Source organism: Modestobacter sp. SSW1-42 (assembly GCF_046635825.1).
Taxonomy (GTDB): domain Bacteria; phylum Actinomycetota; class Actinomycetes; order Mycobacteriales; family Geodermatophilaceae; genus Modestobacter.
Genome location: NZ_JBISCA010000006.1, coordinates 280,313 through 293,842, shown reverse-complemented (window position 1 = coordinate 293,842; position 13,530 = coordinate 280,313). Strand labels below are relative to the sequence as shown.

Annotated in this window: 10 protein-coding genes; 5 read left to right on the top strand and 5 right to left on the bottom strand. The window is 77.1% G+C overall.

Going from position 1 to position 13,530, the window contains the following annotated elements; genetic code table 11:
- The first annotated feature begins 11 nt into the window (after nt 1-11).
- Nucleotides 12-440 carry a MarR family winged helix-turn-helix transcriptional regulator gene (locus tag ACGBYP_RS20665; protein WP_411587209.1) on the top strand — a complete coding sequence of 143 codons (429 nt, stop codon included), beginning with the start codon at nt 12-14 and terminating at the stop codon, nt 438-440.
- A 72-nt stretch (nt 441-512) separates the two neighbouring features.
- On the top strand, nt 513-1,337 hold the full coding sequence (locus ACGBYP_RS20660; protein ID WP_411587208.1) for a dienelactone hydrolase family protein: 825 nt from the start codon (nt 513-515) through the stop codon (nt 1,335-1,337).
- 35 nt (nt 1,338-1,372) lie between these two features.
- Here the strand turns inward: ACGBYP_RS20660 and ACGBYP_RS20655 are convergent, their stop codons facing one another.
- Complete coding sequence (locus ACGBYP_RS20655) at nt 1,373-8,338, bottom strand: hypothetical protein (protein ID WP_411587207.1); 6,966 nt, start codon at nt 8,336-8,338, stop codon at nt 1,373-1,375.
- 192 nt (nt 8,339-8,530) lie between these two features.
- Between ACGBYP_RS20655 and ACGBYP_RS20650 the strand changes: the two genes are divergently transcribed.
- Nucleotides 8,531-8,692 (top strand): hypothetical protein, encoded by a 162-nt coding sequence (locus ACGBYP_RS20650; RefSeq protein ID WP_411587206.1) that lies wholly within the window; start codon nt 8,531-8,533, stop codon nt 8,690-8,692.
- Between the two features lie 3 nt (nt 8,693-8,695).
- On the opposite strand, the gene ACGBYP_RS20645 is transcribed toward ACGBYP_RS20650, so the two are convergent.
- Nucleotides 8,696-9,184, bottom strand: a complete 489-nt coding sequence (locus ACGBYP_RS20645; protein ID WP_411587204.1) for a DUF1992 domain-containing protein — start codon at nt 9,182-9,184, stop codon at nt 8,696-8,698.
- Between the two features lie 32 nt (nt 9,185-9,216).
- On the opposite strand from ACGBYP_RS20645, the gene ACGBYP_RS20640 reads away from it, so the two are divergent.
- Both ACGBYP_RS20640 and ACGBYP_RS20635 read left to right on the top strand, forming a co-directional pair.
- Nucleotides 9,217-9,762 carry an NUDIX domain-containing protein gene (locus tag ACGBYP_RS20640; protein ID WP_411587201.1) on the top strand — a complete coding sequence of 182 codons (546 nt, stop codon included), beginning with the start codon at nt 9,217-9,219 and terminating at the stop codon, nt 9,760-9,762.
- Nucleotides 9,763-9,791: 29 nt separating this feature from the next.
- The gene (locus tag ACGBYP_RS20635) at nt 9,792-10,187 is read left to right on the top strand and encodes an STAS domain-containing protein (RefSeq protein ID WP_411587199.1); all 396 of its coding nucleotides are present in this window, start codon (nt 9,792-9,794) and stop codon (nt 10,185-10,187) included.
- A 51-nt stretch (nt 10,188-10,238) separates the two neighbouring features.
- On the opposite strand, the gene ACGBYP_RS20630 is transcribed toward ACGBYP_RS20635, so the two are convergent.
- From ACGBYP_RS20630 to ACGBYP_RS20620, 3 genes are all read right to left on the bottom strand, one after another.
- Complete coding sequence (locus ACGBYP_RS20630) at nt 10,239-11,069, bottom strand: SDR family oxidoreductase (RefSeq protein WP_411587197.1); 831 nt, start codon at nt 11,067-11,069, stop codon at nt 10,239-10,241.
- Nucleotides 11,070-11,128: 59 nt separating this feature from the next.
- Nucleotides 11,129-12,130, bottom strand: a complete 1,002-nt coding sequence (locus ACGBYP_RS20625) for an anti-sigma factor RsbA family regulatory protein (RefSeq protein WP_411587194.1) — start codon at nt 12,128-12,130, stop codon at nt 11,129-11,131.
- 148 nt (nt 12,131-12,278) lie between these two features.
- On the bottom strand, nt 12,279-13,529 hold the full coding sequence (locus ACGBYP_RS20620) for a DUF6986 family protein (protein WP_411587191.1): 1,251 nt from the start codon (nt 13,527-13,529) through the stop codon (nt 12,279-12,281).
- Nucleotide 13,530: the final 1 nt, after the last annotated feature.

Sequence of the window (13,530 nt, the reverse complement as noted above, 5' to 3'; positions counted from 1 at the left end):
ACGATTCCCGCATGACCGCCTCCCCGCCCGACGACGGGACGGCGGTGCTCGGCGAGTTGGTGATGGGCGTCGCCCGCACCCTGCGCCGCCGCTTCATGGCCGCCCTCGCCCCCTGGGACCTCTCCCCGCACCAGGCCCGCGCGCTGCGGGTGGTCTGCGGCCGCGACGGGGTGCGGCTGTCGGAGCTGGCCGAGGCGCTGCGCATCGCCCCGCGCTCGGCCACCGAGGTCGCCGACGGGCTGCAGGAGCGCGGCCTGGTCGAGCGCTCCCCCGACCCGGCCGACCGGCGGGCGGTGGTGCTCACGCCCACGCCGGCGGGCCGGCAGGTGCAGCGGGAGGTGGATGCCGCGCGGGAGGCCGACGCAGGCCAGCTGTTCGCCCGCCTCGCGCCCGGCGACCGCGCCGACCTGGCCCGGATCCTGCGCCTGCTCACCGACTGAGCGCCGTCCCGACGCCAGCGGCCGTGCGCGGGGGTCTCGACCTGCGGGGGCCCGCGGGTCCACCATCAGGCGATGACAGCGTCGTCATCCCCCGCCCTGGCCGGCTGGACCGAAGAGCCCTTCACCAACGCCGGCCTCACCCACACGGTCTTCTCGCGCGGCTCCGGCCCCGGGGTCGTCCTGCTGCCGGAGATTCCCGGCATGACGCCGGAGGTGATGGGCCTGGCCGACCACCTGGTCGGTGTCGGCTTCACCGTCGACGTCATCAGCCTGTTCGGTGAGCCCGGCCGGCCGCTGAGCCCCGGCTACGCCGCCCGCAGCATCGCCACGGCCTGCATCAGCCGGGAGTTCCGCGCCTTCGCCAAGGGCGCGGACCGGCCGGTCGCCGAGTACGTGCGGGCCGCCGCGCGCCGGCTGCACGACCGGGTCGGCGGCCCCGGCGTCGGGGTGGTCGGCATGTGCTTCAGCGGCGGGTTCGCGCTCGCCTCCGCCGTCGAGCCCGCCGTCCTCGCCCCGGTGGCCAGCCAGCCGGGCGTCCCGTTCCCGGTCACCGCCGGCCACCGCCGCGACATCGGCATGTCCCCGCGGGAGGCCGACGCGATCACCGAGCGGGTGCGCAGCGAGGGGCTGTGCCTGATGGGCCTGCGCTTCAGCGAGGACGCCGCCTCGCCCCGCGACCGCTTCCGCGCGCTGCGGGCGACCTTCGGCGACGGCTGGCTGCCGGTGCAGCTGAACTCCCGGCCCGGCAACGACGCCGGCATCGGGTCCAACGAGCACCGGGTGCTCACCAGCGCCGACGTCGAGACCCCCGGCCACCCCACGCACGAGGCGCGGGAGCAGGTGGTGGCCTTCCTGCGGGAGCGGCTGGCCGCGGTCCCCGCCGGACCGGGGCGCTGAGCACCCGGCACCGGCGGTCGCCTGACGGCGGGTGGTCACCAGCGGCGGCCGACCACCCGCCGCCGGGCCAGCACCAGCAGCAGCGAGCCGAGCAGGACCGACACCACGCCGAGCACCAGCGGCGGACCCGCGTCCGTGCCGGTCGACGCCAGCGCGGCCGGCGGCACGCCCGGCGGGCCGCCGGAGCCGGCCGCGGCCGGGGTGCCACCGGCCGGGGCGTCCTCGTCGGCCGGTGCACCGGTCGTCGGCGGCGCGCCCGGCACGCCGCCGCCGGCGCCCGGCCCGCCGTCCTCGTCCGGGTCGCCGGGGTCGCCGACACCGGCGCCCGGACCGGTCACGGGCACCGGTGCGCCGCCGCCGTCACCCGGGTCACCACCGCCCGGCCCACCGGCCGACGCGGCGACCGGGACGCTGAGGGTGGCGGGGGCCGAGGTCGGCGCGGTCCCGGCGGCCGCCGGCGGGGTGCCGGTCGCCCGTGCGTCGCTGAGCAGCCGGCCGGCCGCGACGTCGGCGGCATCGACCCGCCGCGGCTCGTCGGTACGGCACTCCATCACCTCGCCGGGTCCCAGCGCCGGCTGGGGGCAGACCACCGTGCCGGAGGACGGGTCGTCCACCGCGACCCCGGTCAGGGTCAGGTTGCCGGTGTTGGCCACCCGGTAGAACAGGTGGACCAGGTCGTCCTGCTGCGGCGCCTCGTCACGGTCGCGGGAGGTCGTGTTCTCCAGCCACGAGGTCAGGCTGAGCGCCGGGCGCCCGGCGGCCGTGGCCACCACGCCGTCGGCCGGGGTCGAGCGCACCGGCGACACGGCCGCCAGCCGGACCGTCGTGTCGGCGGGCGCTGCCGGGTCCACGGTCACCCCCACGGCCAGCGCGCGGGTGCGCACGGCCGCGGCCAGCACGTCGGCCTCGGTGACCGGGTGCGTGAGCAGTCCGTCGCAGACCACGACCTGGCCGGGAGCGAGGGTCGTCGGCGGGCAGGCGACCGGCCCGTCGGCGTCGTCCAGCACGCCGGGGGTGGCGATCGGGACGCCGCCGCTGTTGGTCACCGTGTACCGCCAGCGCACGCCGTCGCCCCACTCGGCAGCGAGCTGCCGCTGCGCCGGGGACACGACGCCGGCGACGGCGATCGTCAGCGCCGGCGGCGCGAGCGGCGTGCCGGCCGCCGAGGCGAGCGCGGTGTTGCTGACCACGGGCGTGCCCGTGCGGGGGTCGGTGCCGCGGGCCACGGCGGTGTTGGTGCGCTCGCCGGCCAGGGCGTCGGCCGCGGTGGCCCGGTACGCGTCGGCCGCGCAGTCGACCTGCTGCCCCGGGGCGACCGAGGTCTGCGGGCACTCGACGTGCACCAGCGGGTCGTCGACGGCCAGGTCGTGCACGGTGACGTCGCCGGTGTTGCGCACCACCACGGTCCAGGCGATCGACTCACCGGCGTCCAGCGCGCCGTTGCCGTCGTCGGCCCAGTCGGCCGACTTCTCCGCGGCCAGCACCGGGGTCGAGGTGCGCAGCGGCAGCGGTGCCGCGGCCGGGCCGTAGGTCAGCGGCGCCGGGTCGCCGGCGGGCAGCCCGGCCACCTGGGCGGTCAGCCCGACCGGCAGGCCGGCGTCGAAGTCCGCCTGCGTGACCGTGTACGTGCTCGCGCCCGTGCAGGTGGTCTCGGCGCCCGGGGCCAGCGACGCCGCGTCGCAGGTGGCGGTGCCGCCCGCGGAGTCGAGCACCGCCAGGGCGGTCATCGTCGTGTTGCCGACGTTGCGGACGGCGTAGCGGTAGGTCACCCGGTCGCCGACGGCCAGCGGGTCGGTCGTCGGGGGCAGTGCGGTCGCGGTGACCTGCAGCGCCCGCACGAGCGGAGCGAGGAACAGCGTCTGCGTGGCGGTGTCGGAGACGGCGGCGCGGCTCACGACCGCCTGCGCGGAGGCGGTGCCGGCGGCCGCCAGCTTCCCGGTGCGGACGTCGGCCTCGGTCACCGTGCGCACGGTGGCGGCGCGGCAGACCGTCGACGTCCCGGGTGCCAGCCGGGTGACCTCGCAGGTCACCGCGTCACCGTCGTCGCTGGTCACCGCCAGCGTGTCGACGGGGACGTTCCCGGCGTTGCTCACGGTGAACAGGCGGCGGACCCGGTCGCCGACGTCGGGGGTCGGGCTGCCGGCCACCGCCTGGCCCACCGTGAGCAGCAGCGCCGGCTCCTCCTCGCCGGGGACGGCGACGTCCTGCCGGCCGGTGACCCGGGGGAGCCCGCGCGGGGCGTCGCCGCCCACCTCGAACCGCGCCGCGATCGGGCTGCTCGCGGCGTCGGCGGCCGTCACGGTGTACCGCGGGGACGTGCACCGCATCTGCTCGCCGGGCCCGAGCGCCGGGACGGGGCAGGTGAGCACGTCGCCGCGGGTGCTGGTCACGGTGATGCCGGTGAGCGTCACGTCGCCGGGGTTGGTGACCAGGGCCCACCAGTCGATGGTCTCGCCGGCCTCGAGCGCACCGGTGACGCCGGTGTCGGTCCAGTCCGCGACGCCGAGCACCCGCAGGACGGGGGTCGCGGCGGCCAGCGCCACCGGCGCGGACGCCGGGCCGAAGGTCAGCGGGGTGGCCGCGCCCGCCGGGATGCCGGAGACCTGGGCCAGGTCGGTGATCGGCCGGCCGGCGTCGAACTCGACCTGGGTGACCCGGTGCGAGCCGCCGCCGGAGCAGTCGGTGGTCTCGCCGGGCGCCAGCACGTCCTGCCGGCAGCGCGCCGGGCCGACCAGCTCGTCGGCGACCTGGACCAGCCGCATCGTCACGTTGCCGTCGTTGGTGACGGTGTAGCCGTAGTCGATCGTGTCGCCGGCGCGCACCGGCCCGTTGCCGGAGGTGGTCGCCGCGGCCGTCAGCTGCAGCGACCGCAGCGCACCGGCCGTCCGGACGACGGTCTGGTCCTGCGGCGCGCGCACCGGGCCACCGCCGGTGACCGGGGCGCCGGTCGCCGTGGCGCGCCCGGTGAGCCCACCGGCCAGCACGTCGGCCTCGGTGACCACGTGCGTGGCGTCGGAGGTGCACACCGTCGTCTGCCCGGGCTGGAGCACGGTCGCCGCGCACGTCGCGTGCCCGGCGTCCGGGTCGTCGACGGCCACCCCGGTCAGCTCGACGTTGCCGGTGTTGGTGACCGTGTAGCGCCAGGCCACCCGGTCGCCGAGGGCCGCGGCGTCCTGGCGGGTGGACGGTGACACGACCCCGCCCAGCGTCATCCGCAGGGCCGGCGCGACCACGGCGGGCACCGCGGTGGTCGACGTCGCGCTGCGCACCTCGCCGCCGGCGCGGGCCTCGGTGGCCGTGGCGGTCGCCGTGGTGGTGCGCCGGCCGGCGGAGACGTCGGCCGCGGTCAGCGGCGTGGCGGCCGTGGCGCAGCTGGTCCACGCGCCCGGCGCCAGCACCGGGTCGGAGCAGGTGAAGGCGGGGGTCCCCGGGGCGGACACGGTCAGCCCGCGCACGGTGAGGTCACCGCTGTTCACCACGACGGCGGTCCAGGTGACGGTCTCGCCGGCGTCCAGGGCGTCGTCGCGGTCGGCGTCGTCCCAGTTCGCGACCAGGGTGAGGCCGAGCGCGGGGGCGCCCGCGGCCATCGGCACCGCGGTGGTGGCCGGGCCGAAGACCAGGTCCGTGGTGGAGTCCGGCGCCCGGCCGACGGCGGTCGCGCGGCTGGTCACCGGGGTGCCGGCGTCCACGTCGGCCTGGGTGACCCGGTAGGTGCCGCCGGAGGTGCAGGTCATCTGCTCGCCGGGGGCCAGCGCGTCGCGGGGGCAGGCGACGGCGCCGGACACCAGCGACTCCTCGACCCGCAGGCCGCTGATCTGCACGTTCCCCTCGTTGCGCACCACGTAGGACAGGTCGACGGCGTCGCCCACCCGGGCGCCGCCCTGGTCGACCGCCGGCGCCACGGCCGCCTGCGCGGTGATCGTGAGGGTCCGGACGGCCGGCAGGACGTCGACCGTCACGGCGCCCACGTCGTTGGCCGGCTGCGGGTCGACCGCGTCGGAGCCGGTCGCCGCGGCCCGGTTCTCCACGTCGTCGGGGGACTCCGCGGTACCGGTCACGTCGAGCGTCGCGGAGCGGCCGGCGGCCAGGTGCGGGATGCGCCAGACGCCCGCGGCGTCGCCGAAGCTGCCGGCCGACGGGCTGGTCCCGGTCACGACCACCCCGGGCTGGGGCTGCTCGCGCACGACGACGTCGCGGGCGTGGGAGGGTCCGGCGTTGGTGACGGTGACCCGGAAGCGCACGACACCGGTCTGCACGACGCTCGGCGTGCTCGTGGTCTTGACCACCCGGAGGTCGGCGCGGCGCACCACCGCGACGCTGTCGCTGGCGGTGTCGTTGCCGCTCACCGGGTCCGCCGAGGTCGAGGAGACGGTGCGCGTGCGGCTGAACGTCGTCCCGGTGTACGTGGCGGGCAGGACGCCGTCGGAGGTGACGGTCCAGCGGGCGCCGGTGGCGAGCTGGTCCAGCCAGCAGACGACGACCCCGCCGTCGACGGCGAGGCCCTCGGGCGTCGTCGTGCCCTGGTACGCGCAGCCGCCGGCGCTCGGGACGACCCGCGGCACCGGCTGGCCGGCGAGGGTGGCCAGCCGCAGCTGGACGCCGGAGGCGCGGGTCGGGCCGTTGTTCGTGACGGTGGCCAGGCCGTGGACCTCGGAGCCGGCGACCAGGACCGGGTCGGCGTTGCCCGGGTCGGCCGGGTCGCTGAGCTCGAGGGTGACGGCGAGGTCGGCCGACAACCGGATGGTGGCGCTCACCGTGGCCGACTGGTCGTCGGTGTCGACGTCGGGCACGGCGGACACGACGGTGGCACTGGCCAGCACGGTGCCCTCGGGGGCGTCGTCGGCGACCTCCGCGGTCCCGGTGATGACGACGTTCCCACCGGCGGCGACCACGGGCAGGCTGCAGTTGCCCGGGACGCACCCGGCGGTGTTCGTGGAGACGATCTGCACGCCCGGGGGCAGCGTCGAGCGCACCGAGACGTTGGTCGCGTCGGAGATGCCGTCGTTGCGGACGGTGACGGTGAAGCCGAGCGTCTCGCCGGGCAGCAGGTCGGTGTCGTCGAGCTGCAGCGCCACCGACAGGTCGGCGCGCTGGGTCCCGCTGCCGCGCACGGAGGCGGTGAGGTCGTCGGCGTCCCGGTCGGGGGTGGCGGCCGCCACCGACACCGCGTTGTCGATGTGGCCGTCGCCGTCGGCGGCGAGGCGGACGGTGACGACGACCGGCAGCGCGGTGCCCGGCGCCAGGTCCGGCAGCGTGCAGGTGACCGTGTTCGAGCCACTGGCGATCGTGCAGGTGCCGCCGGCCACGGCGGCGGACTGGAAGGCCGAGCTGGCCGGCAGCGGGTCGACCAGCCGGACGCCGCGGGCCGTGGACGGACCGTCGTTGGTCACCACCGCCGTGTAGCGCACGATCCCGCCGGCCACCCCCGTGGCGGGGTCGCTGGCGAGCGTCACCGAGACGTCGGCGAGCGCGGTCACCGGACCGCTGACGGTGGCGGTGTTGTCGGTGGGGCCCTGGTCGTGGGCGTCGCCCCGGACGCTGGCGAGCGCCGTGTACTGCGCGCCGGGCGTCGCGTCGGCGGGGACGGTGCCGGTGATCGTCACCGACCGGCCGGCGCCCGTGGCCAGCGCCGGGCCGGTGCAGGTGACGGTGGTGCCGCCGACGGTGCAGCTGCCACCGCCCACGGGGGTGGCGGTGACACCGCTGAGCGCGGCCGGGACCGTCGTGGTCAGCACCGGCGCGGGCTCGGTGCCCGGACCGCGGTTGGTCAGGGTCGCCGTCCAGGTGGCCGGGCGGCCGGCCACCAGCGGGGCGGTGTCCTGGGTGAGCGTCGCCCGCAGGTCGGCGGCGACGCCGACGGGGGTGGCCACCTCGTTCGACGTCGAGGTGGGCGTGCTGACGCTCAGGTCGTCGCGGTAGGTGACCCGGGCGTCGTTGCGCAGGGTCTGCCCGGACAGCGTCGGCAGCACCCGCACCTGGTAGCTGAAGCTGCGCGCGTCGCCGGCGTCGACGATGCCCCCGGTGGTGCTCGTGGCGGACCGGCCGACCCGGACCCGGACGGTCCCGTTGCCCGTGCCCGTGGACGTGTCGTACTCGGCCTGGTCGTCGCCGGCGGCGTCGGTCCGGGTGGTGGCCGCCGTCCCGGTGACGGCCACGATCGAGCCCGGCACGTAGGCCACGCCGGCCGGCAGGTCGTCGGTCATGACGACCTCGCGGGCCGGGTTGCCGCCGTTGTTCGCCGTGGTGACCGTGTACGTGAGCACGTCGCCGACCTGCGCGGTGCTGCGCCCCGGGGGCAGCGACACCGTGGTGGTGGTGACCAGGCAGGGCTGGGTGCCGAAGGAGATGCTGTCCAGGAGGTTGCCGACGCTCGCGTTCGGGCCCGAGGAGCTCACCGCCTGGAAGCTGAACCGGGTGAGCGTCTGCCCCGCCGGCACGGTGTAGACGCCCGAGTAGGTGCCCCAGGCGGTGTTCGAGTCGGTGATCAGCGCCTGCCGGTTGGTCGTCGAGGCCCGCACCGTGGGCGCCGCGATGTAGAGCGCCATGGTGTCCTGACCCTCGCGTCCGCGGTGCTGCAGCTCCCAGCGCAGCACCTGGCCCGGGGTGGTCGCGACGTCCTGGTAGAGCGTGGAGGCCTGGGTGGCGTTGAGCTCGGCGAACTGCGAGCCCGACCCCGGGGGCACGTTGCGGAAGGGCGTGCGCCAGAGCTCGATGAGGCGGTCGGTGGCCGTGGTCAGCCAGCCGGGCACCTGGCTCTGGTCCAGCTGCGCATTGGAGTTCGCGGGCAGGACGGGCTGCTCGAAGCCGCCGTTCTGCAGCGCGACCGCCGCCGGGCACGATACCGGCGCCTGCGCCGCCGCGGCCACCGGGGTGCTCCGCAGCGTGGGGAACACGCCGGTCAGCCCACCGGTCAGCAGGGCACCTGCCACGGCGACCGCCGTCAGGCGCCCGCCCAGGCCGCGCGGACGCCTCGTCTCGACGTCTGCAGCGCTGCTCGCCACCGCTTCCTCCACTCCCACACCAGAAGTCACACCCGCCACTCGGAGCGCAACTGTGGGGTGCCGGACGCGCCGGACGGCGGCGCTCGCCGTCGTGTCGCGGAGATCGACGGGTGACCGTCCCCGGTGGTCGACAAGCCGACCGGTGGGTGGGTCCGACTGGCCCGCCGGGCAGCGGCTGGGCAGGCTGGGCCGATGAGCGCACCGGAGCCCGACCGCGACGAGGCCGACCTGCACGCCGGGCAGCACGACGCCGTCAACCTGCACCCCGGGCAGTACGACGAGGGCGGGGAGGGCGGCATGGCCACCCGGGAGCTGGCCGCCCGCCACCAGGAGGAGGACGGCGGGGAGGGCTGAGCCTCAGCCGGCGCGGCGCCGCCACCAGCCCCGGCGGCGGGACGGCGCGGGCGGCGCGGGCTCCTCGGCCGGCGGCGCGGCGACGACCGGGTGGTCGGCGCGCCACCGGGCCAGCTCGGTCTCGACGTCGGCCATCCCGACCGGGATCCAGACCCCCTCGACCGGACGCCGGTAGTAGGAGTCGACGCGGGCGTTGTGCGCCTCCACGACCGCACGTGCCCGCTCCTCGGTGGGCTGGGCGGCGACGAGGGCGGGGAGGTCCTCCCGCTCCTTGCGCAGCACCAGCCCCGAGGGCAGCATCGCGACGGGGTCGGCCTCCTCGCGCCGGGCCCACTCCAGGGCCCACTCGTAGCTGCTCTTCTCCCGGTCCCGGCGGGGCAGCGGCCTGCCGGCCCCCGCCAGGCCCTCGAAGGCACCTCGCTCGCGGGCCTGGACGATCTGCTGCTCGACCCAGGACTCGAACGACATGCCCTCGGGCTTGCGCTCGGTCATCGTCTCCCTCCCCGTCTGCCAGGCTAGGTCGCGTGCGGACGACGAGCAGCCGAGAGGTCTACCGGAACGCCTGGATCCGCGTGCGGGAGGACGCCGTGGAGCGCCCCGACGGCTCACCCGGCATCTACGGCGTCGTCGAGAAGCCGGACGCCGCCCTGGTGATCGCCGTCGAGCGCGGCGGGTTCTGGCTGGTCGAGCAGTTCCGCCACCCGCTGGGCCGCCGCTCCTGGGAGTTCGTCCAGGGCACCTGGCCGGCCGGCGGCGGCGGGACGGCGGAGGAGCTGGCCCGCGCCGAGCTGGCCGAGGAGACCGGGCTGCGCGCCGGGTCGGTGCGCCGGCTGGGCCGGATCGACATCGCCCCGGGGCTCACCGACCAGCAGACCGACGTCTGGCTGGCCGGCGACCTGACCCCCGGCCCGACCGCCCGCGAGGCCACCGAGGCCGACATGCGGCAGCAGTTCGTGACCGAGACGGAGCTGCACGCGATGGTCAGCGACGGCCGGTTCACCGACGCCCCGTCGCTGGCCGCGCTCGCCCTGCTGCTGCTGGACCGGCAGCTGCCCGCGGCGGAGGAGTGAACCGGGCCACTCCCGGGCAAGGACGGGACATGGACGATGCTGAGGACACCGTCGAGGTCACCGTCACCGAGCACGACGCCGAGACCGCGGAGATCCGGGTGGTCGGTGAGCTCACCGAGGGCGCGCGCCGCCCGCTGGTCCGGGCGATGACCGACCTGATGCTCAGCTCCCCCGAGCTCAAGCGCGTGCAGCTGGACACCTGCGACGTCACCTTCATGAACTCCGCCGGCATCGCCTCGCTGGTGCAGCTGCACAAGATGGTCCAGCCGCGCGGCATCGAGATGCCGCTGGTCGTGCACGACACGGTCGTCGCGCGGCCGCTGCAGCTGTCGGGCCTGTGGCACCGGTTCACCGTGATCGACCGCCGCGACGACAGCCCCGACGTCGTCCACGAGTCCACCCACCGCCGCACCGAGCACAGTTGACGGACCCCGTCCACCTCATGCCCAGCAGGCTCGGAACGGGGCCGGGCCCAGCTACAGCTCCAGGTCGGCGAGGTGCTCGGCGAAGGTGCGCGGCGGGCGGCCGAGCAGGGCGGTGAGCACCCGGGGGCTGCCCACGTAGCCGTGGGCCCGCTGGTGGTCGAGCAGGGTGCGCCGGCAGCGCGCCGCGTACGACGTCGGCACCTCACCGCCCGGGACGACGTCGTCGGCGACGACCTCCGCGTCCAGCCGCTCGCCGATCAGCTCCGCCATCCGCGGCGCCGTCAGCGCCTCGGGTCCGGCCGCCTCGAAGGTGCCGCCGTCCAGGCCGTCATCGAGCAGGAGCACCGCCGCCGCGGCGGCGACGTCCCGCAGGTCGACCAGCGACCGGCCGGTGCGCAGGCCCCACTGGCTGCGCAGCACCCCGCTCGCGGCGATCGCGGCGAGCTCGCCGTCGACCTCGTCGGCGTAGGCGCACGGCTGCAGCACCCGCCACGAGCGCAGGCCGCTGGCGGCGAGGGCCTCCTCGGCGCGGTCCTTGCCGGCGTGGTGGGGCAGGGCGCGCAGCTGCGGGCGCAGCACCGAGTGGTAGACGACGCGGGGCACCCCGGCACGGCGGGCCTCGGCGAACAGCGCCGGCGCCCCCTCCGCCTCGTCGGGGTCGAAGGCCGGCCAGACCAGGTACAGCGCGTCGGCGCCGGCGAGCACCGACGACCACGCCATCGGTGAGGTCAGCTCGGCGACGACCACCTCGGCGCCGAGGGCGGTGAGCTCGGGGCGGGGGCCGCGGCGGGCGACGACCGCACGCACCGGCTCGCCCCGGCCGCGCAGCTCCCGGACGACGGCCGTGCCGGTGGGCCCGCCGGCCGCGGTCACCACGATCACGCCGTCACGGTAACCGCCGGTGCACCCGGGAGCGGGTCGCCGCGACGGACCCGGCGAGGTCAGCGCAGGGAGGTGCTCATCCGCACGGTCAGGCCGGTGGGGGCCGCGACGAGGTCGACGTGGTCCCACAGCTTGCGGGCCAGCCACAGGCCCATGCCCCCGCGGGAGAGGTCGTCGCCGTGCGCGGGCTGGAAGCCGGCCAGCTCGTCGGCGAAGCCGCTGCCCCGGTCGGTCAGCGTGCACACGACCCGGTCGGCGGACGCCCAGACCCGGGCCGAGACCGGGGGGACGCCGTGCCGGAAGGCGTTGGCGGCGATCTCGCTGACCGCCAGGTGCAGGTCCTCGCACTGCTCGCGGTCGGGCACGTGGGCGGCGAGCGCGGCGCGCAGCTGGTGCCGCAGGTGGGGCAGGGACCGCATGCCGTCGGCGGCGAAGGCCGGCGGTCGCTGCTCCATCGGCTCGCGCGGGATCGGCAGCGCCCGGACATAGGCGTCCGGGCGGCGGTAGTCGCGGCTGCCGACGACGTTCCCGCCGGACAGCAGGTGCGGGTGGGTCGCCGACGCGCTGGCCACGGCGGCGGGCGGCAGGACCCGGCGGTCGTAGACGCACAGCCGGTCGACTCCGGAACCGGCGAAGAGCGGGGTGAGCGCGGCCTCGAAGCGCTGGGCCTCGTGCCAGTCGCGGGGCTCGGCGCCGAAGGAGGGCATCCCGAGGACACGGACCCGGCCCGGGGCCTGGTCCAGCAGCCGGCGGAGCGCACCGACGGCGTCCGGCGGGCGGGTGCCGTGCAACGCGATGCCGGGGTCGACGAGCAGCTGCGAGCCGTCGGGGCCCAGCTGCGTGCGCAGCTGCTCGGTGGTGTCGGGGTCGCAGGCCAGCACGGTGACGTCGCCCGCGGCCAGGCCGGCGGCCAGCCAGGGCAGGGCGACGTCGAGCAGCTCGGCCGACGAGCCGACGACGGCGGCGGTGTGGCCGTGCGGGTGCTCCGCGGTCAGCGCACCGGCGCTGTCGGCCCGGGCGCGCTGCAGCCACCGCGGTGGATGACCTCCGAGCACGCTCATGACACCTCGCCTCAGCCGACTCCCGGAACGGACGGGTGGCATCTTCGGTCACCCACCACTGATCTCGGCAGCCGGGGGCCCTCCCCTGACCCCCTCGTCCGGGTGATCCGGGTCATCGCCGGCCCCGGCGACGGCCCCGGGCCGGCCGTCAGCGCGGGCCACGGCGCCCGGCCAGCCCGTCGAGCACGGTGCGGTCCAGGCCGGTCGCGGCCTCCACCTCGGCGACGTCCAGGGCGCCGCAGTCGAGGCCGCGCAGGACGACGGTGGCCAGGGCGCGCGCGGTGGCCGGCTCGTCGAGCACCCCGCCCTCGACCCGGCCCACGTAGGCCGACAGCCGGGCCGCGGCGGCCGGCAGCGCCGCCCGGAAGAAGGCGTAGGTGGCCACGTAGCGGGTGACCAGCTGGGCGGGGTGCAGGTCCCACCCCTGGTAGAGCCCGCGTTCCAGCGCGCGGCGGACCAGCCCGGCGTGCAGCCGCCAGGCCGCGTGCACCTCGGGGGTGCCGCCGACGGGCAGCACGTTGGTCGAGCCGTCGACCGCCCGGGCGCCGGTGCCGGCGACGGCGACCTGCATCGCCAGCTTGGCGTGGTCGGCCGCCGGGTGGTCGGAGGACTGGTGGGCCGCGGCGATGCCGAGGGAGGCGCTGTAGTCGTAGGTGCCGAAGTGCAGCCCGGTCACCCGGCCGGCCCCGGCGTGCAGCATCCGGGCGAGCAGGGTCGTCCCGTCGGCGCCGAGCACCGCCTGCGGGGTCTCGACCTGCAGCTCGAGGTCCAGCGCCAGGCCGGTGGCGGCCTCCAGGGCGTCGAGGACGGGCAGGAAGGCGGCGACCTGCTCGACCGCGGTCACCTTGGGCAGGGTCACCACCGCCCGCTCGCGGCCGGTGGCGGCCAGGCCGGTGAGGAACAGGTCGAGGCTGCGCACGCCGCGGTGCCGGGTCGGTCCCTCCAGCGACTTCGCCCGCACGCCCAGCGACAGCGGCAGCGCGGGCTCGGCGGCCAGCACCGCCGCCGCCGCCGTCACGTCGCCGTCCTCGGCGTCCGGGCTGCCGCGGTAGCCGTCCTCGGCGTCGACCCGCAGGTCCTCGACCGGCTCGGTGGCCAGCTTGGCCCGTACCCGCGGCAGCACCTGCTCGACCAGTGCGGCGTCCAGGCCCAGGTCGGGCAGGCCGTGCTCGTCGAGCGCGGCCAGCGCCGCGGCGCCCCAGCGCCCGGTCAGCCCCGGGACGACGGCGTCCGCGGGCACGTAGCAGGTGTGCACGGGCTGCCGGGACGACGGCTCGCCCGGGAAGGCGGCCAGCCGGGCGGCGTCGACGGGGGCCAGCCGGCGGTCGAGCTCGGCCAGGACGTGCTCGGGGACCACCGGACCTCCGCGGGTGCTCGTGCTGGTGGACTCAGCTGGCATC